This is a genomic window from Streptomyces sp. NPDC038280, assembly GCF_055600045.1.
On record NZ_JBVJYZ010000017.1, the window covers coordinates 124,706 to 143,361 of the forward strand.

General features: G+C 68.5%; 18 protein-coding genes. 12 read left to right on the forward strand and 6 right to left on the reverse strand.

Going from position 1 to position 18,656, the window contains the following annotated elements; genetic code table 11:
• The first annotated feature begins 381 nt into the window (after positions 1-381).
• On the forward strand, positions 382-1,878 hold the full coding sequence (locus ACZ7J0_RS27830) for an MFS transporter (protein ID WP_470891835.1): 1,497 nt from the start codon (positions 382-384) through the stop codon (positions 1,876-1,878).
• 66 nt (positions 1,879-1,944) lie between these two features.
• On the opposite strand, the gene ACZ7J0_RS27835 is transcribed toward ACZ7J0_RS27830, so the two are convergent.
• The 5 genes from ACZ7J0_RS27835 to ACZ7J0_RS27855 all read right to left on the reverse strand — a co-directional run bounded on the left by ACZ7J0_RS27835 (position 1,945) and on the right by ACZ7J0_RS27855 (position 7,355).
• Complete coding sequence (locus ACZ7J0_RS27835) at positions 1,945-2,364, reverse strand: MerR family transcriptional regulator (protein WP_470891837.1); 420 nt, start codon at positions 2,362-2,364, stop codon at positions 1,945-1,947.
• Between the two features lie 112 nt (positions 2,365-2,476).
• Complete coding sequence (gene ahcY, locus ACZ7J0_RS27840) at positions 2,477-3,925, reverse strand: adenosylhomocysteinase (protein WP_470891893.1); 1,449 nt, start codon at positions 3,923-3,925, stop codon at positions 2,477-2,479.
• 192 nt (positions 3,926-4,117) lie between these two features.
• Positions 4,118-4,807, reverse strand: coding sequence for an organomercurial lyase (gene merB, locus ACZ7J0_RS27845; RefSeq protein WP_470891839.1), 690 nt, complete (start codon positions 4,805-4,807; stop codon positions 4,118-4,120).
• Between the two features lie 31 nt (positions 4,808-4,838).
• Positions 4,839-6,275 carry an APC family permease gene (locus ACZ7J0_RS27850; protein WP_470891841.1) on the reverse strand — a complete coding sequence of 479 codons (1,437 nt, stop codon included), beginning with the start codon at positions 6,273-6,275 and terminating at the stop codon, positions 4,839-4,841.
• 438 nt (positions 6,276-6,713) lie between these two features.
• The gene (locus ACZ7J0_RS27855) at positions 6,714-7,355 is read right to left on the reverse strand and encodes a MerR family transcriptional regulator (protein WP_470891843.1); all 642 of its coding nucleotides are present in this window, start codon (positions 7,353-7,355) and stop codon (positions 6,714-6,716) included.
• Positions 7,356-7,480: 125 nt separating this feature from the next.
• On the opposite strand from ACZ7J0_RS27855, the gene ACZ7J0_RS27860 reads away from it, so the two are divergent.
• The 7 genes from ACZ7J0_RS27860 (at position 7,481) to ACZ7J0_RS27890 (ending at position 12,163) form a co-directional block, all read left to right on the forward strand.
• Positions 7,481-8,221: a class I SAM-dependent methyltransferase gene (locus tag ACZ7J0_RS27860; RefSeq protein ID WP_470891845.1), complete on the forward strand. Its 741-nt coding sequence runs from the start codon at positions 7,481-7,483 to the stop codon at positions 8,219-8,221.
• Positions 8,222-8,452: 231 nt separating this feature from the next.
• A complete protein-coding gene (gene fdxA / locus ACZ7J0_RS27865) occupies positions 8,453-8,773 on the forward strand; it encodes a ferredoxin (protein WP_470891847.1) in 321 nt (106 codons plus the stop codon).
• A gap of 10 nt (positions 8,774-8,783) precedes the next feature.
• Entirely contained in the window at positions 8,784-9,170 is a 387-nt protein-coding gene (locus ACZ7J0_RS27870; RefSeq protein WP_470891849.1) for a MerR family DNA-binding protein, read from the forward strand.
• Between the two features lie 94 nt (positions 9,171-9,264).
• Positions 9,265-9,504 (forward strand): hypothetical protein, encoded by a 240-nt coding sequence (locus ACZ7J0_RS27875; protein ID WP_470891851.1) that lies wholly within the window; start codon positions 9,265-9,267, stop codon positions 9,502-9,504.
• 118 nt (positions 9,505-9,622) lie between these two features.
• Positions 9,623-10,384, forward strand: coding sequence for a MerR family transcriptional regulator (locus tag ACZ7J0_RS27880; RefSeq protein ID WP_470891853.1), 762 nt, complete (start codon positions 9,623-9,625; stop codon positions 10,382-10,384).
• A gap of 36 nt (positions 10,385-10,420) precedes the next feature.
• Entirely contained in the window at positions 10,421-10,756 is a 336-nt protein-coding gene (locus tag ACZ7J0_RS27885; RefSeq protein ID WP_470891855.1) for a YnfA family protein, read from the forward strand.
• A 330-nt stretch (positions 10,757-11,086) separates the two neighbouring features.
• A complete protein-coding gene (locus tag ACZ7J0_RS27890) occupies positions 11,087-12,163 on the forward strand; it encodes a lactonase family protein (RefSeq protein ID WP_470891857.1) in 1,077 nt (358 codons plus the stop codon).
• 370 nt (positions 12,164-12,533) lie between these two features.
• On the opposite strand, the gene ACZ7J0_RS27895 is transcribed toward ACZ7J0_RS27890, so the two are convergent.
• Positions 12,534-13,853 (reverse strand): ROK family transcriptional regulator, encoded by a 1,320-nt coding sequence (locus ACZ7J0_RS27895; RefSeq protein ID WP_470891859.1) that lies wholly within the window; start codon positions 13,851-13,853, stop codon positions 12,534-12,536.
• Between the two features lie 189 nt (positions 13,854-14,042).
• Here ACZ7J0_RS27895 and ACZ7J0_RS27900 point away from each other — a divergent pair, with 189 nt between their 5' ends.
• The 4 genes from ACZ7J0_RS27900 to ACZ7J0_RS27915 are packed head-to-tail and all read left to right on the forward strand — an operon-like array spanning position 14,043 to position 18,641.
• Entirely contained in the window at positions 14,043-15,362 is a 1,320-nt protein-coding gene (locus tag ACZ7J0_RS27900) for an extracellular solute-binding protein (protein WP_470891861.1), read from the forward strand.
• 14 nt (positions 15,363-15,376) lie between these two features.
• Complete coding sequence (locus ACZ7J0_RS27905; protein WP_470891863.1) at positions 15,377-16,375, forward strand: carbohydrate ABC transporter permease; 999 nt, start codon at positions 15,377-15,379, stop codon at positions 16,373-16,375.
• A 28-nt stretch (positions 16,376-16,403) separates the two neighbouring features.
• Positions 16,404-17,243 carry a carbohydrate ABC transporter permease gene (locus ACZ7J0_RS27910; protein ID WP_470891895.1) on the forward strand — a complete coding sequence of 280 codons (840 nt, stop codon included), beginning with the start codon at positions 16,404-16,406 and terminating at the stop codon, positions 17,241-17,243.
• Between the two features lie 36 nt (positions 17,244-17,279).
• The gene (locus ACZ7J0_RS27915) at positions 17,280-18,641 is read left to right on the forward strand and encodes a GH1 family beta-glucosidase (RefSeq protein WP_470891865.1); all 1,362 of its coding nucleotides are present in this window, start codon (positions 17,280-17,282) and stop codon (positions 18,639-18,641) included.
• Positions 18,642-18,656 lie beyond the last annotated feature (15 nt).

Below are 18,656 nucleotides of genomic sequence, written 5' to 3' on the forward strand. Positions count from 1 at the left end.
ATCGGACGACGGCTGCGGGTGCGGCGACAGCTGCGGAACACCAAGCTCGGTGACCGCCGTGCCGGCCGAGACGGCCGCCACTGAGAACAGTTGCGCCGCCGGTGAATGCGGCTGCTCCCCGACGCCGGTGAACGGCACGTTCACGTCGAACCGCCGTACGTGATCCTCTCTTGACCAGGAGCCCGGCTGTCATCCCCCGCCAGCCGGGCTCCTCCCCTTTGCACCGGGCGTTGACTTGAAGCCAGGTTCAACGAGAACACTCCCGTGGACGGCCGCATGACAAGGAGACAACAGATGTCGGCTGATGCGATCCGCCACCGGGACGTAGGACCCGAGGGGAAGGACGCCCCCTCACATGTCCGCGGATGGACCTTGGTTGTCGTGTGTGTCACCACCTTCATGCTGCTGCTCGACGTCACGGTCGTGAACGTCGCGCTGCCCAGCCTGAGGGATGCCCTGAACGCGAGCTTCGCCGAACAGCAGTGGGTGATCGCCGCCTATACGCTGGCCATGGCCGCGTTTCTCCTCTCCAGCGGATCACTGGCGGACCGGATCGGACGCAAGCGCGTCTTTACTCTGGGGCTGCTGGTCTTCACCCTCTCCTCGCTCGCTGTCGGCCTGGCTGTGAACCCGTTCGTGCTCAGCGTCGCCCGCGGCGTCCAGGGCATCGGCGCCGCGATGCTCTTCTCCGTCGGACTCGCGCTCATCGGGCAGGAGTTCCGCGGCGCACGGGCACGCGGCACCGCGTTCGGAGTGTGGGGCGGGGTCGGCGGTCTGGCCTTCGCGTTCGGCCCGCTGATCGGCGGCTGGCTGACCACATCGCTGAGCTGGCGGTGGATCTTCCTTGTCAATGTGCCGATCGGCATCCTCGCGCTTCTCCCGACGATGGGGCGGCTGCGCGAGTCCCGGGACCCTCATGCCCACGGCGTCGACCACGCCGGCATGGTCACCTTCGGGCTGGGACTGGCGTTGCTGCTCTTCGGTCTCATGGCCGGCAACTCAATGGGATGGGACTGCCCGCCGGTCCTTTTCGCCTTCGGGATCGGTGCGGCTCTGCTGGGGATCTTCGCCGTCATCCAGCAGAACAAGGGCACGACAGCCATGCTGGATCTGTCGCTGTTCCGGATCCGCTCATTCAACGGCGTCGCCTGGGGGACCTTCCTCAACAACGCGGCGAGCCTGGCCGCGGTCTTCCTCCTCATCTCCTACATGCAGAACGTCCTCGGCTACTCGGCATGGCAGACGGGGCTCCGCTTCCTGCCCCTGACCCTGACCCTGTTCGTGGTGGCCATCCTGACGGGGCGCTTCGGCAGTACCCTCTCCCCCGGCCTCCTCCTGGGCACGGCCATCGCGCTGATCGCCGTCGGGCTGGGACTGGCCACCCTGGTGAAGCCCACCAGCGACTGGACCGTGCTGCTGCCGAGCCTGCTCGTGATGGGCGTCGGGATGGGCATGTTCAATCCGCCGCGGGCGGCGGTGACCGTCGGTGTCGTTGGTCCCGCGCGGGCCGGCATGGCTTCCGGGGTGGGCCAGACCTTCCAGCAGGCCGGTGTCGCGATTGGCGTGTCGGGCTTCGGTGCCCTCTTCCAGAGCTGCGTCGAATCGGCCTTCACTCAGTCAGCCGTCGGTCAACAGCTGGGTGACCGGGCCGGCTCCGTCGCGCACGAGGTGGCAACCGGCGCCTTGAGCGATCTCGGCGGACTGGTGCCGCCGTCGATGGTGGAGGCGGCGACCGCGGCCGCCCGCGTCGCGTATGTGGACAGCCTGACTGAAGTGGTCCGCCTCTGCGCCCTGGTCGCGGCGGTCGGCGCGGTCCTCGTCTTCACCCTCATCCGGCGCAGCGATCTGCACGAGAGCGCGCTGGACAGCCCGTCCTAGCCACGGAGAAGGTGCACGCTCGTGCTGTGGTGGCGGCCGGCGCCCCCGGGCCGGCCGCCACCACAGTCACGCTGACTCGGCCGTCTGCGGCTTCCATACGCCGGGGATCGGGTCCGGGCACTCCTGGCTGGGAAGTTGTCCGACCATCGCGGCCAGCTCATCGAAGAGGGCCGTGAGCCGTTGGACCTCGGTGCGGACCTCGTCCATGCGCTTGCGCAGGATCACGGCTGCGTCGCCGCACGGGCACGTGCCCGTGTCCCGGATGCTCAGCAGGTCGCCTATGTCGCTCAGGCTCAAGCCGAGTCGCTGAGTGCCCTGGATGAACTTCATGCGGTCTATGGCGTCGGCGCCGTAGCGGCGGTAGCCGGCGCCGTTCCTCGGGGCCTTGGGCAGCAGGCCGAGCCGCTCGTAGTAGCGGATGGTGTCCGACGTGGTCCCCGCCAGACGGGCCAACACTGCGACGGACATGCCTTGTTGGGCAGGCATCGTCGATTCCACCTTCTTCGTCAACTTTCGATCTCCCCCATGAGTCCGATACCGGTCAACAGCGCAGGGCCGACCAGGAGGAAGTCCTCCGGGCCGGCCCTGCCGCGTGACGTCAGTAGCGATAGAGCTCGGACTTGAACGGCCCCTGGACGTCCACGCCGATGTACTCCGCCTGCTCCTTGGTGAGCGTGGTCAGCTCGCCACCGAGCGCCTCCAGGTGGATCGTGGCGACCTTCTCGTCCAGGTGCTTGGCGAGCCGGTGGACGCCTCGTTCGTACTCGGCGTGCTTGGTGAACAACTCGACTTGTGCGATCACCTGGTTGGAGAAGCTGTTGGACATAACAAAGCTCGGATGGCCCGTGGCATTCCCGAGATTGAGCAGACGTCCCTCGGACAACACTATGACCGAGTGTCCGTCCGGGAAAACCCACTCGTCGACCTGTGGCTTGATCGGGTTCTTGCGGACGCCCGGGTAGCGGGCGAGTCCGGCCATGTCCAGCTCGTTGTCGAAGTGCCCGATGTTGCCGAGGATGGCCTGGTGCTTCATCTGAGCCATGTCCTCGGCCATGACGACGTCCTTGTTGCCCGTCGTCGTGATCACGATGTCGGCGATCGGCAGCACGGACTGCAGCCGGGCCACCTGGTAGCCGTCCATCGCCGCCTGGAGGGCGCAGATGGGGTCGATCTCGGTCACCACCACGCGGGCACCCTGGCCGGACAGCGATTCCGCCGCGCCCTTGCCGACGTCGCCGTAGCCGCAGACGACGGCGACCTTGCCGCCGATCAGGACGTCGGTTCCGCGGTTGATGCCGTCGATGAGGGAGTGGCGGATGCCGTACTTGTTGTCGAATTTCGACTTGGTCACAGAGTCGTTGACGTTGATGGCCGGCCAGAGCAGCTCGCCGTCGGCCGCCATCCTCTCCAGGCGCATGACGCCCGTGGTGGTCTCTTCCGTCACGCCCAGGATCCGTGAGCCGAGGACCGACCACTTGTCCGGCGAGGTCGTGAGCGAGGCCCGCAGCAGGTCCAGGACAACGGACCACTCCTCGGAGTCCGTCTCCTGAGTGTCGGGGACGTGTCCGAGGCGCTCGTACTCGGCACCCTTGTGGACCAGCATCGTCGCGTCGCCGCCGTCGTCCAGGAGCAGGTTGGCGCTCTGCCCGCCGGGCCAGGTCATCATCCTCTCGGTGCACCACCAGTACTCCTGGAGGGTCTCTCCCTTCCAGGCGAACACAGGCACGCCCTTCGGCGCCTCCGGGGTGCCGTCGGGTCCCACCACGACGGCAGCGGCCGCGTGGTCCTGGGTGGAGAAGATGTTGCACGAGGCCCAGCGCACCTTGGCGCCCAGGGCGACGAGGGTTTCGATGAGGACGGCGGTCTGAATGGTCATGTGCAGGGAGCCCGAGACGCGGGCCCCCTGCAGCGGCTGGGTATCGGCGTATTCAGCACGCAGGGTCATCAGGCCCGGCATCTCGTGCTCGGCGAGCTGGATCTCCTTGCGGCCGAACTCGGCCAGCGTCAGGTCGGCGACAGCGAAGTCGATCCCGTTGAGGGACTGCAGGCGGGCGTCGCCGGGGGCCTGGGTGGGTTGGGTGGACACGATGGATCTCCAGTGGTCGTCGAAGTCAGCGCCGGTTGGAGGGCGCAGGTCGGTCGCATGTGCGGGTGGAGGCCCGCTCCGCAGCCGGGCCCTGAATGCTGCGGGGAGGCAGGGGCCTGAGCCCCGGCCGGGGAGCGGGTCCGCGGTCCGGGGTCAGTGGCTCGCTGTCGCCAGCAGGGGTCCGAACTCTGTCTGCGCGATGGCCAGTGCCTGATCCTGGGTAAGCACCCGGCCCTGTCGTTGCGGATGCCCGGTCAGGTGGCGCTCGCCCAGTTCGGGTGCTGCGTGGAACTCGGTGTGCCGGCAGGCGTTGGCGATCGGGCCGGAGCATTCGGCGGTGGCGAGCACCACGACCGTGGTGGCCGGTTCCCAGGTCCAGCTGCCGTCGTGTTCCCGCGTGACGCGGATCTGCTGACCGGTGCCGGGGTCGTTGGAGATGATCGTGGCGGCGGCGTTGGCCATGAGCGGGATGCCTAGGGCGTCGATCGCGCACATGGCGGCCAGCGGCCGTCCGTCATGGACGGTCACCCGGTGCGGGGAGGGCACGCCGGACAGGGGGTAGGCGATCTCGACCCGCTCGCAAGCGGAGTTGAAGTGCACGAGGTCCGCGTCGGCCAGCGCCCTGATGGCAGGGCCGGGGTCGAGTCCGTGCCGCAGGGTGAGGCGGCGCACCCACGCGATCCTCGGCCCGCGGCCGGTGGTGAGGAATTCCCGCAGGAGGGCTTGATGGACGGTACGCAGGGCCGGGGACAGATGCGCCTGGCTGCGAGCGATCCCTCCTCGGGCGACCGCGTCGATGCCCTGAGGCAGAAAGGCGCTGAAGCAGAAGTCGCGGTCGGACATGGGACCCTCCTGTCGGGGGCTCGGCCCGTGGTCAGGAGGCAAGCTCGGGCTCCTGCGGTGCGGACGGTGCGGTCTTGGCGCGCCGCCGGCGGGTGAAGTAGGAGATCGGCAGGATCACGAGGCTCACGCACAGGCCGATCAGCATGACCGATCCGCCCCACTGGGTTCCCCCGAAGACCAGGAGCACCACGTTCACGGCGCACAGAGCCACGGCCAGCGGCCTGGCGTATCCGCCCAGACGGAAGCTTCCGGGCCGGCCGGCCGGATGCTTGCGCAGCATCAGGTAGGCGATGGGCATGAGGACGAACACCGCCATGTAGCCGAAGTTGGCAGCGGCCACGACATCCACCACGTTGGTGCCGAAGACGATCAGCAGCAGCGCGATGACCACCGCGTCCCAGGCGATGGAGCCGACCGGCGCTCCACGCTTGTTGATCTTGCCGAAGGCGGGGGGCAGGTGGCCGTCCTGTGCCATCTGGTAGATGGTCCGGGAGGAGCCGATGATGAAGGTCTCGGCTCCGAGGATGAGGACGGCGGTCAGGCCCAGCTGAACGAGGATGTCGCCCGTGGGGCCCAGCAGTACGTGTCCCGCGTTGGCGAAGACCTCGAAGGGGTCCTTCTGGATGCCGTCGACGCCGGAGAGCGCGAACATCGCTATCGGTACGGCGGCGAAGGCGATGAAGCAGATGATGGCGGATGTCGACATCACCCGCTTCATGGTGCGTTCGGGGTGCCGGATCTCCGCGCACACCGTGGAGGCCATCTCCGCGGCGTAGGAGGACCAGGTGGCGACGAAGCTCCACTTCGCGATGAGGGCCAGTTGCGCCCACAGCCCGTCCTTGGCGCCGGTGTCGGCCGGCAGCGCGGAGGGGAACGCCTGCGAGATGTCGCTGGAGTGGGGGCGTGCCACCGGACAGAGGACGACCACCAGGACGACGGCCACCGCGACGAGGGCCAGCACGGCGTTGATCATTGTGGACAGCTTCAGTCCGAGCGCGGTGATGAAGTAGAGGACCGCGGCGATCGCGAGCGCCAGCACGACGGGAGAAACGCCCGGCAGCCACTGGTTCCTGAGGAATGTCGCGGCGAGGATCAGGTTGACCGCGATGCCCGGGGTCCAGGCGAACCAGTAGCACCAGGCGGACAGGGCGCCCATCGTGGGAGAGCCCTGTGCGCGGACGCGGTAGGCGAACTGCGCTGTTCCGCCGGCCCGTTCGGGGAAGCGGGACGCGAGCTCCGCGATCAGCAGGCACTGCGCGCCGCCTACGGCGGCAGTGATGATCCACACCCAGATCGACACGTTGCCGAGCTCCGCGGCCATCGCCCCCAGGGAGACGACGACCATGAGTGAGCCGCCCGTGGCGACCAGGACCGCCGTTATCCACGATGAAGTGATGGGGAGGCCGCTGCGGCCCGGAAACAGGGAAGTTTCCGCTCCTGCAGCAGATACGCCCGATTTGGGCAGCACTGATTCAGATTTGTTCCCGGGCAATTCGTGCTCCAGCCGGACTGGACGGTAATAAACCGTCAACTGTTGGGCGGCGATGTTCTGGAACAGGCACGGAAGAAAGCAGCGCGCTCACTCTGCACGGCAACGGCAACGAGTGATTCAAGGCAGCAGAAAGATGACCTTGATAATCTGTGACACTTCACAGCGGCAGCGCTCGACGGTCCAGAAAGTTAGACCACGACGATCGGCTGCGCAACCATTTCGCCGCCTGGCCGAAACAGGATGGCTGAAAAGAATCGCGCCACACGGGAGCACCCCGGGCCACAACGGGAATCCAGCATTCCGGTTTTATTGAATGAAAGGCAAAAGCCGCTGGAAGGCCACCTTACTCATGCGGAACGGCAGCGGGCCCCGGGCCCGGCGCTCCCGAGGCAGGAGTGCCGGGCGCGGGCGCTGTCACAGGCCCGACACCTGAGAGGGCCAGGAATCCAGTTGGCTGCAGTCGTCCTGCCCGGCGCCCTGGGAGCCGGCCGCGAACGGGCCGTCGGGCCCCATGTGCGGGCAGTCGCACAGGGTCCGGCAGTCGCAGTCCAGGGTCTTGTCGATGAGCCGGAGCAGGTCCTTCAGGGCTGCGATCTCGCGCTCGACCTGTGCTCGACGGGCACTGGCCACGTGACGCCACACGCCGCCGCCGACCCCGCCGCCCTGCAGCAGGTCGGAGATCTCCGCAAGGCTGAACCCGATCCTCTGACAGATCTTGATCGCCGACAGACGGTGCAGGACAGCGGGCGGATAGTGCCTGCGGCCGGCCACCTTCGCGCCCTCCGGGATCAAGCTGCATCGCTCGTAATACCGCAAGGCGGAAGTGGCTATACCCGCTCTTCGCGCAACCTCGCTTATCGACAGCAACGTGTCGTCCATGAACTCCCCCGACAGTGTTGACTTGAAGCTGGCTTCAACGGCAACACTACCGTCCGAGAGATCAGCCATCCAGGCCTCAGCTCCAGACAGAAAGGGCATGAGCTGCCTGCCTCGCTCGCGGGCAAAGGGCGTTCCGCGCGGCTTGTGCGGAGCGTTGACTTCCGCGGTATCCACCATATGGACATGGTCTCTTGAGGCACTCGGCTAGGCCCTCGAAAGTGCGCACGGCAACGCATCGACAAGCACTCGGTTTAAGAGCTCCTCAAATGGGGGAGCAATAGTGACTGCTCTGAGGGAGTGACGTGGCTAATCTTCTGAAGAAGGCCTACAACGCAACGTGGGGGAAGTACGTCTTCGCTGGGATGTACGACAAGTTCCTGTCCCACGTGGAGAAGCACGGCCTGGCGGAGAAGCGCGCCCAGATGCTGGCACCGGCCTACGGACGCACGATCGAGCTGGGTACCGGCACCGGCCTGAACCTGCCGCACTACCCGGACACCGTCAGCGAGCTGATTCTCACGGAGCCGTACGCGCCGATGGTGTCGAAGCTGGAGGAGAAGGTCCGCGACGACCCGCGGCGCATCCAGCTGACGGTGGCCGGCGCGGAGCGCCTGCCGTTTCCCGATGACAGCTTCGACACCGTTGCGGCGGCAATGATCCTTTGCACGGTGCCCGACCCCGATGTGGCTCTGCGCGAGATCGAGCGGGTCCTCAAGCCGGGTGGTCAGTACCTGTTCCTGGAGCACGTGCGCAACCGCGACCCGCGGATCGCGCGCAAGCAGGACATCGTGCAGCTCGGCTGGTACTGGTTCGGCAACGAGTGCCACTGCAACCGGCCCACGCTCGACACGCTGGCGGACTCCTCGCTGGAGATCACCGACCTCGACGAGACCAAGATGCCGGGAGCGTGGCAGTTCATCGAGGCGATGGCCATCGGCCGCGCCGTCAAGCCGCCGGAGGGCGCCGCCAAGGCCAGGCAGAAGGTGAACGCGAAAGTGAGCGTGGGCAAGTCCGCGGCCAAGGACTCCGACTGCGGCTGCTGACGCGGCACTTGGGACGTCCCGCGCGCAGACCGCCCATGCCCGGCCCCGCGTGGGTCACAGCCCTCGCGGGCCTGCCTCTCCCGCACCGGCCTGCGGAGGAAGCAGTTCTGGCCTCGGGCCGGCCCGTCTGCAAGAGCGGTGAAAACGTCGTGCCCGGCGGACGCGGACCTCACCCTTCGCGTCCGCCGCCTTCCCTCTGATCGACTTCAGCCGGTTGAAGAAGGACAACCCATGACCTACATCATCGCTCAGCCCTGCGTCGACGTGAAGGACCGGGCGTGCATCGAGGAATGCCCCGTGGACTGCATCTACGAGGGGGAAAGGATGCTGTACATCCACCCCGACGAGTGTGTCGACTGCGGCGCGTGCGAGCCGGTGTGCCCGGTCGAAGCCATCTTCTACGAGGACGACGTACCGGAAATGTGGAAGGACTACATCCGGGCGAATGAGGAGTTCTTCGTGACCATCGGCTCGCCCGGTGGTGCCTCTCAGATGGGTCAGGTTGATGCGGACCCCCAGTGGATCAAGGACCTGCCTCCTCAAGGGGAGTGAGCGACAAGCCGTGACACACCTCCTGACGGTCGCCGACGTCGCCGCCCGATCCGGACTGAGCGCCAGTGCCGTGCGCTACTACCACCGCCTGGGCCTCCTCACCGCGCACAGCAGAGCGCGCGGAAGCCACCGCCGCTTCGACGAAGCCGTTCTCGATCGACTGCGCTTCATTCGCTCCGCTCAGCGGCTGGGCCTGAGCCTGGCGGAGATCACGGAGCTCCTGTCCGTGCGCGACGGCGCACCCGGTTCCACGACGGAGAGCCTGCTGCGCCGGCACCTCGGCACGCTGGAGGACGAGATGGCCCTGCTCCGAGAGCTCCGGCAGGAGATCACCGCGCTGCTGGTGCGTTACGCGCCGGGTTCGGCAAGCGCCGTCCGCGTCCGCGGTCCGGACTGAGGGCCTCACGCGCACCCGCGGCGCGCAGCGATACCCGCCTGCCCGCCGCGCAGACCCAGCCCGCCCCAGCACACCCGGCCAAAGGCGGAACATCGTGTCCAGTCACCACGCGCAGCCCAGCGTCGGCGTCATCGTCATCCTGCTCGCCGCCGCCGCGGCCAGCGCGGTCCTCGCCGGCACGGCGACGACCGAGGACGATGCCGTCGCCCGCATTCTTTTCACCATCGCTCTGCTCACTCTCGCCGCGTCCTCCATGTTCGTCCGGTACCGCGACAGGCGGACGCATCGGGCGCAGGCAGGCCCCTCCCATGCGAACCCTCCGAGCGACGGCTGAGTAAAGCGGCGGGCGAGGCCGGCAGCGTGGATGCCGCACGTGGTGGCGGGGTGGAGCTCACCCGTCGGCGCAGCCGGATTTGACCTTCGAGACGACTTGAAGGTCTACCGTTCCTCTCATGAGCACCATGCTGATCTCCCAGCTGGCTGAGCGCACGGGGGTGCGCGCCAGCACTCTGCGGTTCTACGAGAACATCGGTCTCCTCCAGGCCGGCCGGAGCCCGAGCGGATACCGGATCTATGACGAGGATGCGGTGGAGCGGCTCTCCTTCATCGCCACGGCCAAGCAACTCGGCCTTCCCCTCGAGGAGATCGCCGAGTTGCTGAGGGTCCGGGAAGCCGGAGACTGCGCGGAGGTCAAGACAGAACTGCGCTCGCGCCTTCGCGCGCGCATCGCCGATGCCGAGCAGCACGTCGCCGGCCTGGGCACCTTCATCACGACTCTGCGCAGAGTGGTCGAGCATCTCGACGGGCTCCCCTCCCGCCCGGGCCCGTGCGACCCCGCTTGCGACGTGCGTACCAGCGTGGAACAGGGCCACTCCGAGCATGCCGGGAGCGATACCGCTCCCGCCGAGGACACTGAACGCTGGCGCTCCTCCCCCGTGGCCTGCAGCCTGACCACTTCCTCGCTCAAGGAGCGCACCGAGCGCTGGCATCGGGTGCTCTCCGGAAGCACCTCCGAACCCCTGACCGACGGGCTGCGCCTGACCCTGCCCATCGACCGCGCCCGCGGCTTCGCCGAACTCGCGGTCGCCGAGCAGCAGTGCTGCCCCTTCTACGACTTCCGCATCCACCTCGACGGCGATGCGATGCATGCGGAGGTCCGCGCGCCCGAGGAAGGCGCGACAATACTGGCCGAGCTTTTCGCACCGACGTCCTGACCTCCCACCCGTCCCAGAGAAGAGAAACGTCCCACCATGCTGGTAGCCCGTTCCGTCGTCTTGTTCGTCCTCGCCGCCCTCTTCGAGATCGGCGGTGCCTGGCTGGTGTGGCAGGGCATCCGGGAACACAAAGGCGTGGTCTGGGTCGGTCTGGGCGTCATCGCCCTGGGTGTCTACGGTCTGGTGGCCACCCTCCAGTCCGACGCGAACTTCGGCCGCATCCTCGCCGCGTACGGCGGTGTGTTCGTGGCCGGCTCGCTGGCCTGGGGAATGATCGCCGACGGGTACCGTCCCGATCGCTGGGACGTGGGCGGGGCGGCCATCTGCCTCGTCGGCATGGCCGTCATCATGTACGCGCCCCGGCACCATTGACACCCTCGCCCACCTGAAGAAGGGCGATTCCCGCCCGCCACGCCATGGACGGGCGCTGCTTCGGGTGGGTTCCTGCTTCATTGCGCTGTGCGGGCACCAGTGCCCGGCTTGCCTCGCCCCACAGGCTGACACCGCAGCCGCGCGGCCCTGGGCGACATCGGTAGGGCAGCTCGCTGCGCAGGGCGTCACCGGGACCCGTGCACTTGACACCGCAGACTCGGCGGGAAACCGCAGATAGACAGGGAACCGCCAGCCGGTAACCGGCGGGCCGGCCGGTCGTTGAGCTCCGCGATCCGAAACGGAATCCGAAAACGGCGGAAAGGTCACCCTGTGAGCGGCGCGGAGCGTAGGGACCCGGCGGAGCGGAACGGCGGGCGGCGGGCGTACATCGGCTCGTTCACCTCGGGGGGCGGGCGCGGAATCACCGTCGCCGCCGTTGACCCGGCGACCGGAGCGCTCACCACGCTCACGGAGGTCGATCCGTTCCCGAACCCCTCGTGTCTCGTCCTCGCACCGAACACGGGCGTGCTGTACGCGGTGAGCGAGGCGGAGGAGGGCGCGGCGGGTGCTTTCCTGCCCGGCGCGGAGGGTCTGACCGCCCTCGGCCCCGCTGTCGCGGTGGACGCCTGCGGCCCCACCCATCTCAGCGTGGTCGGGCGCCGTCTGCTGACCGCCAACTACGCCTCGGGCACTGTCAGCAGTCTGGCCGTCGCCGCGGACGGCAGCCTCTCGGGGCCGGCGGCCGTCTTCACCCACGAGGGCCACGGCCCCGACACCGACAGGCAGGCGGGGCCACACGCCCACCAGGTGCTGCCCGACCCCACCGGCCGGTGGGTTCTCAGCGTGGACCTCGGTACCGATTCGGTCCGGGTCTGCGCACTGGACGAGACGACCGGCCACCTGCGGGCGCACGACGAGACCGCGCTGCGTGCCGGGTCGGGTCCTCGCCACCTCGCCTTCCACCCGGAGGGCGGCGTGATCTACGTGCTCCACGAGCTGGAACCCCAACTGACCGTCTGCCGTTGGGACTCGGAGCCCGGTCGTCTTGAGGTGCTCTCTGAGATCCCGATCGGCACCGACGACGTTCCGGAGGGTGCGCGGGCCTACCCCTCGGTCGTCGCGGTCTCCTCCGACGGGCGCTTCCTGTGGGCGGCGGTCCGCGGCAGCAACACGCTCCTGACCTACGACCTCGCCGACGGAGCCGAGAAGCCGCAGCTGACGGGAACCGTCGCATGCGGTGGCAGCTGGCCGCGTGACCTCGTGGCCGACCCCACCGGGCGCAGACTCTACGTCGCCAACGAGTGGTCCGGAGACATCACCTGGTTCGACGTCGACGAGGACGCCGGACACCTGCGTCGCGCCGGCTCCCTGACGGTGCCGGCCGCCGCCTGCGTGGTCTTCGGCTGACCCAGGAGCGGCCCCGGCCTCTTCCCGAAGGGCCTTGATGGGAGGAGTTGGCGTACCAACAGAAACCCGCGCACGGAGGGCAGTTGTCGCGTGGAACAGTGCACGTCATGTGGCGGCAAAGTGATCACCTTCGACCATCTGCAGACAGCCCGGATTCCCGTCGTCCTGTTCGCCCGGCCCACGCGCCCCCTGTCCGTCAGCTACGTCGACCTGGGCCACTACGAAGGGGGCCGGCTGGCCGCCGGGCATCTCCTGGCACGGGGCTGCCGACACATCGCGACGATCTGCGCTCCGCGGGGCATTCCGGCGGGACGCGACCGGCTCGCCGGGTTGCGTGACGCGCTGAGCGACGCCGGCCGGCCAACGCCGCCTACTGCACCGCCCGTTCCCGCAGAGTCGTCCGCCACGCCGGGCTCGGGTCCTCGGGCTCGGCCCGCTCCCGGCGGCCCCCGCGTGCGAAGAAGTCGGCGAGCGGAAGGATCGCCGCTCCGACCGTGACCGCGTCCGGTCCCAGGGTGCCGAGGTCGATCCGTACATGGGCGGCCGGATAGGACAGCGCGTAGGACGTGGCGTACGCCCGTACGGAGTCCAGGAAGCGCGGTCCGAGCTGCAGGCCCGCCCAGCCGCCGACCAGGATGCGCTCCGGCTGGAAGAGGTTGATCAGGTCCGAGAAGCCGGCGCCGAGATATTCGGCGGTCTCCTCCAGGACATCCAGGGCCGCCACGTCGGCCTCGGGCAGGCTGCCGTCGTCGCCGGGGGCGGGGTAGGCGGCGGCCAGCATCGCGGTCAGCGCGGTCTCCTCGGACGCGCCCGCGGGCGGCTGTCCGCCCGCCTCGCGCCACCGGTCGAGGAGTGCCTCGGCCCCCGCGTACGCCTCGAGGCAGCCGAGCGCGCCGCAGCGGCAGCGCCGCCCCCGCACCCGTACGGTCAGGTGCCCCCACTCGACGGCTCGGCCGGGACCCATCTCGTCGGTGACGACGCAGGCGCCGACGCCCGAGCCGAAGAGGACGACCACGGCGCTCTGGGCGCCGCGGCCGGCGCCGAACCACATCTCGGCCTGGCCGAGGGTCTTCGCGCCGTTGTCGATGAAGTACGGCACGGTGTCGGGGAGTCGCACGGCCTCGCGCAGCAGGTGCTCGAGCGGGACGGCGTCCCAGCCGATGGTCTGGCCGTGCACCACGGCGCCGCCCTCACCGCGCGCGACGATGCCGGGGACGCCGATCCCGACGCCGAGCAGCTGCTCCGGGGGGATGCCGCCGCGGTCCAGGACCTCGGCGATGCCGTCGCGGAGATGGCCGACGACGACGCCGACCTCATAGCGGTCGACGCGCCGCGGCCCCTCGACGACCAGGGGCTTCTCGACCCGGGCGAGCTCAGTGAGGGCGAGGTCGAAGAGTTCGATCCGCACCCTGGTCTCGCCGACGTCGACGCCGATCATGTAGCCGCTGGTGGGGTTGATGCGGACCAGGATGCGGGGCCGTCCACCCGCGGAGTCGACGCTGCCGGCCTCCTCCACGAGTCCCTCGCCGACGAGCTCGGCCACCACATTGCTGACCGACCCGGAGCTGAGGCCGGTGGCGGGGCCGAGCGAGAAGCGGCTCAGGGGTCCGTCGAAGTACAACCGCCGCAAGACCGCCGTGCGGTTCTCGCGTCGCAGGTCATGCACTGTACGGCCGCTGCGCACTCTCACGCTGCCCCTCTTCCCTCAGTCCTGATACGCAACATACCCCTGCGGCACCTCTTGACGCGACCTTCGCTTGGGGTTTAACTCACATCCTAAATTAAGCCGTGAGGTTCTTCGGGGTCCGAACGCGGGGTGTCTGTCCCGACCCTTCCCCTCCTCGGCGATTCCATCACTCCACGAAAGGCCTCTGGAGTCATGCGCAGAATCAGAGCCGCAGCCATCGGCGCCGCCACCCTCTCCCTCGTCCTGACCGCGGCCGCCTGTGGCGGCGGCTCCGCGTCCGGCGGTGGCGGGTCGAACTCCCAGCCGAAGACCCTCACGTACTGGGCCTCCAACCAGGGCGCCAGTATCGAAGTCGACAAGAAGGTCCTCCAGCCCGAACTCGACACGTTCGAGAAGGAGACCGGCATCAAGGTGAAGCTGGAGGTCGTTCCCTGGTCGGACCTCCTCAATCGCATCCTCACCGCCACCACGTCGGGCCAGGGCCCGGACGTCCTGAACATGGGCAACACCTGGAGCGCCTCCCTCCAGGCCACCGGCGCCCTGCTGCCCTGGGACCACGGGAACTTCGAAAAGATCGGTGGCAGGGACCGCTTCGTCGCCTCCGCGCTCGGCTCCACCGGTGTCCAGGGCCAGGACCCGGCCGCCGTGCCGCTCTACTCGATGGCGTACGCCCTCTACTACAACAAGAAGCTCTTCGCCGAGGCCGGCGTCCAGAAGCCCCCGGCCACATGGGACGAACTCGTCGCGACGGGCAAGAAGCTCACGAAGGACGGCACGTCCGCGATCGGCGTCGAGGGCTCCAACCTGTCCAACAACATCCACCAGGTCTTCGTCCTCGGCAAGCAGCACGGCGCCGACTTCTTCACCGAGGACGGCAGGGCGGACTTCACCTCCGACGGCGCCGTCGCGGCGGTCAAGCAGTACGTCGACCTCATGGCCGAGCACCGGATCGTCGCCAAGGGCAACGCCGAGTACGCACAGAACCAGTCCCTAAGCGATTTCGCCAAGGACAAGACCGCCATGGTCCTGTGGCAGACCGCCTCCACCACGTTCAAGGCCCAGGGCATGAACGAGGACGAGTGGGGCGTCGCGCCGGCCCCCGTGCCGTCCGGCGTGCCGGGCACCGGCAAGGCCACGAACTCCATGGTCGCCGGCATCAACATGGGTGTCTTCAAGAACACCAAGAACATCGACGGCGCCTTGAAGTTCGTGAAGTTCATGACCGGTGACGAGGAGCAGAAGATCCTCAACACGGCGTACGGATCCATCCCTCCGGTGACGTCCGCCCAGCAGGATCCCGCGTTCAACTCCCCCGCCCTCGCGGTCCTGCGCACCACCCTCGCCACCAGCGCCTCGCCCCTTCCGCAGGTCCCCGAGGAGTCACAGTTCGAGACGGTCGTCGGCACCGCGGTCAAGGAACTGTTCGCCGACGCCGCCGCCGGCCGCCCGGTGACCACCGCTTCGGTGAAGGCGAAGCTCGAGAAGGCCCAGCAGCAGATGCCCAAGAAGTGAGCACGGACACTCCCATGACCACCACCACCACCACCGGCAGGGCCGGCGGGCGGACCGAGCGGCGGGAGGACCCCAAGGCGGCGCGCGGCCCCCGCCGCCCCGGGCGGCTGCGCGCTCTCGGCCTGCCGTATCTGTTGCTGCTTCCCGCTCTGATACTGGAACTCCTGATCCACCTGGTACCGATGCTGATCGGCATCACGATGAGCTTCAAGGAGCTCACCCAGTTCTCCATCCGCGACTGGGGCAGCGCGCCCTGGGCCGGCGTGGACAACTACGCCGTCGCGTTCGACGTGAACGCCCCCGTGGGTGAGGCGCTGCTCCGGTCCTTCGTCACCACCTGTCTGTTCACCGTGGTGTCCGTCGGACTGTGCTGGCTGCTCGGCACCGCGGCCGCGGTCTTCATGCAGGAGACGTTCCGGGGCCGGGGCGTCCTGCGGGCGCTCTTCCTCGTGCCGTACGCACTGCCCGTCTACGCCGCGGTCATCACCTGGGCGTTCATGTTCCAGCGGGACAACGGCCTGATCAACCACGTCCTGCACGACCAGCTCGGACTCACCGACAGCCCGCCGTTCTGGCTGATCGGCGACAACAGTTTCATCACCCTGCTCGTGGTCTCGGTGTGGAAGGGCTGGCCGTTCGCCTTTCTGGTCATGATGGCCGGGCTGCAGAACATCCCCCGGGACCTGTACGAGGCGGCCGCCCTGGACGGCGCGGGGATCTGGCAGCAGATCCGGCGCATCACCCTCCCGTCGCTGCGTCCGGTCAACCAGGTCCTGGTGCTGGTGCTGTTCCTGTGGACGTTCAACGACTTCAACACGCCGTTCGTCCTTTTCGGCAAGTCGGCGCCGGAGGCGGCGGACCTGATCTCACTCCACATCTACCAGTCCTCCTTCCAGACCTGGAACTTCGGGACCGGTTCGGCGATGTCGGTGCTGCTGCTCCTGTTCCTGCTCGTCGTCACGGGCGTCTACCTGCTGATCACCTCCCGGGGAAGAAGGGCCTCCGATGTCTAGGCACTCCGAGCGGCTCCCCCGCTCGCCCATGGCGGCCCCGCGCTCCTTCCTCTGGAGCCGGCGGATCTTCCTGACGCTGCTCATCGCGTTCGTCCTGCTGCCCGTCTTCGTCATGGTATCCAGCTCGCTCAAGCCACTGGAGGACGTCACGGGGAAGTTCCAGTGGATCCCCTCGGCACTGACCGTCCGCCCGTACCTCGACATCTGGGAAACCGTCCCGCTCGCCGACTACTTCGTGAACTCGCTGATCGTGGCCGGCGCGGCGACCGTCTGCTCCGTCGCCATCGCGGTGTTCGCGGCCTACGCCGTGAGCCGCTACGCCTTCCGCGGCGAGCGGGTCTTCACCGTGACGGTGCTGTCGACCCAGATGTTCCCCGGCATCCTCTTCCTGCTGCCGCTGTTCCTCATCTACGTCAACATCGGCAACGCCACCGGCGTCGCGCTCTTCGGCTCGCGCGGCGGGCTGATCCTCACGTATCTCACCTTCTCCCTGCCGTTCTCGATCTGGATGCTCATCGGGTACTTCGATTCCGTTCCCCGGGATCTCGATGAGGCGGCCAAGGTCGACGGCTGCGGCCCGCTCGGCGCGCTGTTCCGGGTCATCGTGCCGGCGGCCGTCCCCGGGATCGTCGCCGTCGCCGTCTACGCCTTCATGACCGCCTGGGGCGAGGTCCTCTTCGCCTCCGTCATGACCACCGACACCACGCGCACGCTCGCCGTCGGTCTGCAGGGCTACGCAACCCAGAACGACGTGTACTGGAACCAGGTCATGGCCGCCTCACTCGTGGTGAGCGTCCCGGTCGTCGCCGGATTCCTGCTGCTCCAGCGCTACCTCGTCACCGGCCTCACCGCGGGCGCGGTCAAGTAACTCCCTTCCCAGAGGCTCCTTCCCGAGAGGTTCTCCGTGTCCGAATCACCAGACCTGGCCGCCTTCCCCCACGACTTCGCCTGGGGCACCGCCACCTCCGCCTATCAGATCGAGGGAGCCGTCGCGGAGGGCGGCCGGGCGCCCTCGATCTGGGACACCTTCTCCCACACCCCCGGCAAGGTCGACAACGACGACCACGGCGACGAGGCCTGCGACCACTACCACCGCTGGCCCGAGGACATCTCCCTGATGCGGCGCCTGGGAACCAACGCCTACCGCATGTCGGTCGCCTGGCCCCGAGTGGTTCCGGGCGGCGACGGACCGGTCAACGCCCCGGGCCTCGACTTCTACGACCGGCTGGTGGACGGTCTGCTCGCCGCCGGAATCACCCCGAGCGTGACCGTCTACCACTGGGACCTCCCCCAGGCCCTCCAGGACAGAGGCGGCTGGACCGCGCGCGACACCGCCGAGCACCTCGCCGCCTACGCCTCCGTCGTGGCCGGGCGCCTCGGCGACCGCGTCACCCAGTGGGCCACCCTCAACGAACCGCTGTGCTCCGGATGGATCGGCCACCTCGAAGGCCGGATGGCCCCCGGTCTGACCCACTTGACCGCCGCCGTCCAGGCCTCGTACCACCTGCTTCTGGCCCACGGACTCGCCACACAGGCGATCCGCGCGGCCGCGCCCGGCGCGCAGGTCGGTCTCGTGACCAACCACTCCACCGTCGAGGCCGCCTCGACCCGGGCCGAGGACCGGGCGGCAGCCGTCCGCATGGACGGCCACATCAACCGCTGGTGGCTGGACCCCGTCCACGGCAGGGGCTTCCCCGCCGACATGCGGGAGCTCTACGGTGTGGAACTCCCGGAAAAGCCGGGCGACCTGGCAGTCATCGCCGCCCCCCTGGACTGGCACGGTCTCAACTACTACTTCCCCGCCACCGTCGCCGACGACCCGGAGGGTCCCGTCCCCCACGCCCGGGAGGTCCGTCTCCCGGACGCGCCGCGCACGGGCATGGACTGGCAGATCGACGCCGACGGCCTGGAGGCACTGTTGATCCGCCTCACCGACGACTACGGCGTACGTCGGCTCTACGTCACCGAGAACGGCTCCGCGTTCCCCGACACGGTGGGCGCCGACGGGGCCGTCCACGATCCCGAGCGCGCCGGCTACCTCGAGCAGCACGTGGCGGCCTGCGCCCGCGCCCTGCGCAAGGGGGTGCCGCTGGCGGGCTACTACGCGTGGTCGCTGCTCGACAACTTCGAGTGGGCCTACGGCTACGACAAGCGCTTCGGTCTGGTCCATGTCGACTACGCGACCCAGACCCGCACCATCAAGACCAGCGGACACCGGTACGCGGACATCATCCGCGCCCACCGCCGGAGCGCCGTCGCCGACTGACCCACCGCCGGGGCC

What these genes read in the sequence shown, in the direction of transcription:
- ACZ7J0_RS27905 (WP_470891863.1), top strand. Translation starts at nt 15,377, where the DNA reads ATGACCACCACCACCACCACCGGCAGGGCCGGCGGGCGGACCGAGCGG.
- fdxA (WP_470891847.1), top strand. Translation starts at nt 8,453, where the DNA reads ATGACCTACATCATCGCTCAGCCCTGCGTCGACGTGAAGGACCGGGCG.
- ACZ7J0_RS27835 (WP_470891837.1), bottom strand. Translation starts at nt 2,364, where the DNA reads ATGCCTGCCCAACAAGGCATGTCCGTCGCAGTGTTGGCCCGTCTGGCG.
- ACZ7J0_RS27855 (WP_470891843.1), bottom strand. Translation starts at nt 7,355, where the DNA reads ATGGTGGATACCGCGGAAGTCAACGCTCCGCACAAGCCGCGCGGAACG.
- merB (WP_470891839.1), bottom strand. Translation starts at nt 4,807, where the DNA reads ATGTCCGACCGCGACTTCTGCTTCAGCGCCTTTCTGCCTCAGGGCATC.
- ACZ7J0_RS27910 (WP_470891895.1), top strand. Translation starts at nt 16,404, where the DNA reads ATGGCGGCCCCGCGCTCCTTCCTCTGGAGCCGGCGGATCTTCCTGACG.
- ACZ7J0_RS27885 (WP_470891855.1), top strand. Translation starts at nt 10,421, where the DNA reads ATGCTGGTAGCCCGTTCCGTCGTCTTGTTCGTCCTCGCCGCCCTCTTC.
- ACZ7J0_RS27880 (WP_470891853.1), top strand. Translation starts at nt 9,623, where the DNA reads ATGAGCACCATGCTGATCTCCCAGCTGGCTGAGCGCACGGGGGTGCGC.
- ACZ7J0_RS27900 (WP_470891861.1), top strand. Translation starts at nt 14,043, where the DNA reads ATGCGCAGAATCAGAGCCGCAGCCATCGGCGCCGCCACCCTCTCCCTC.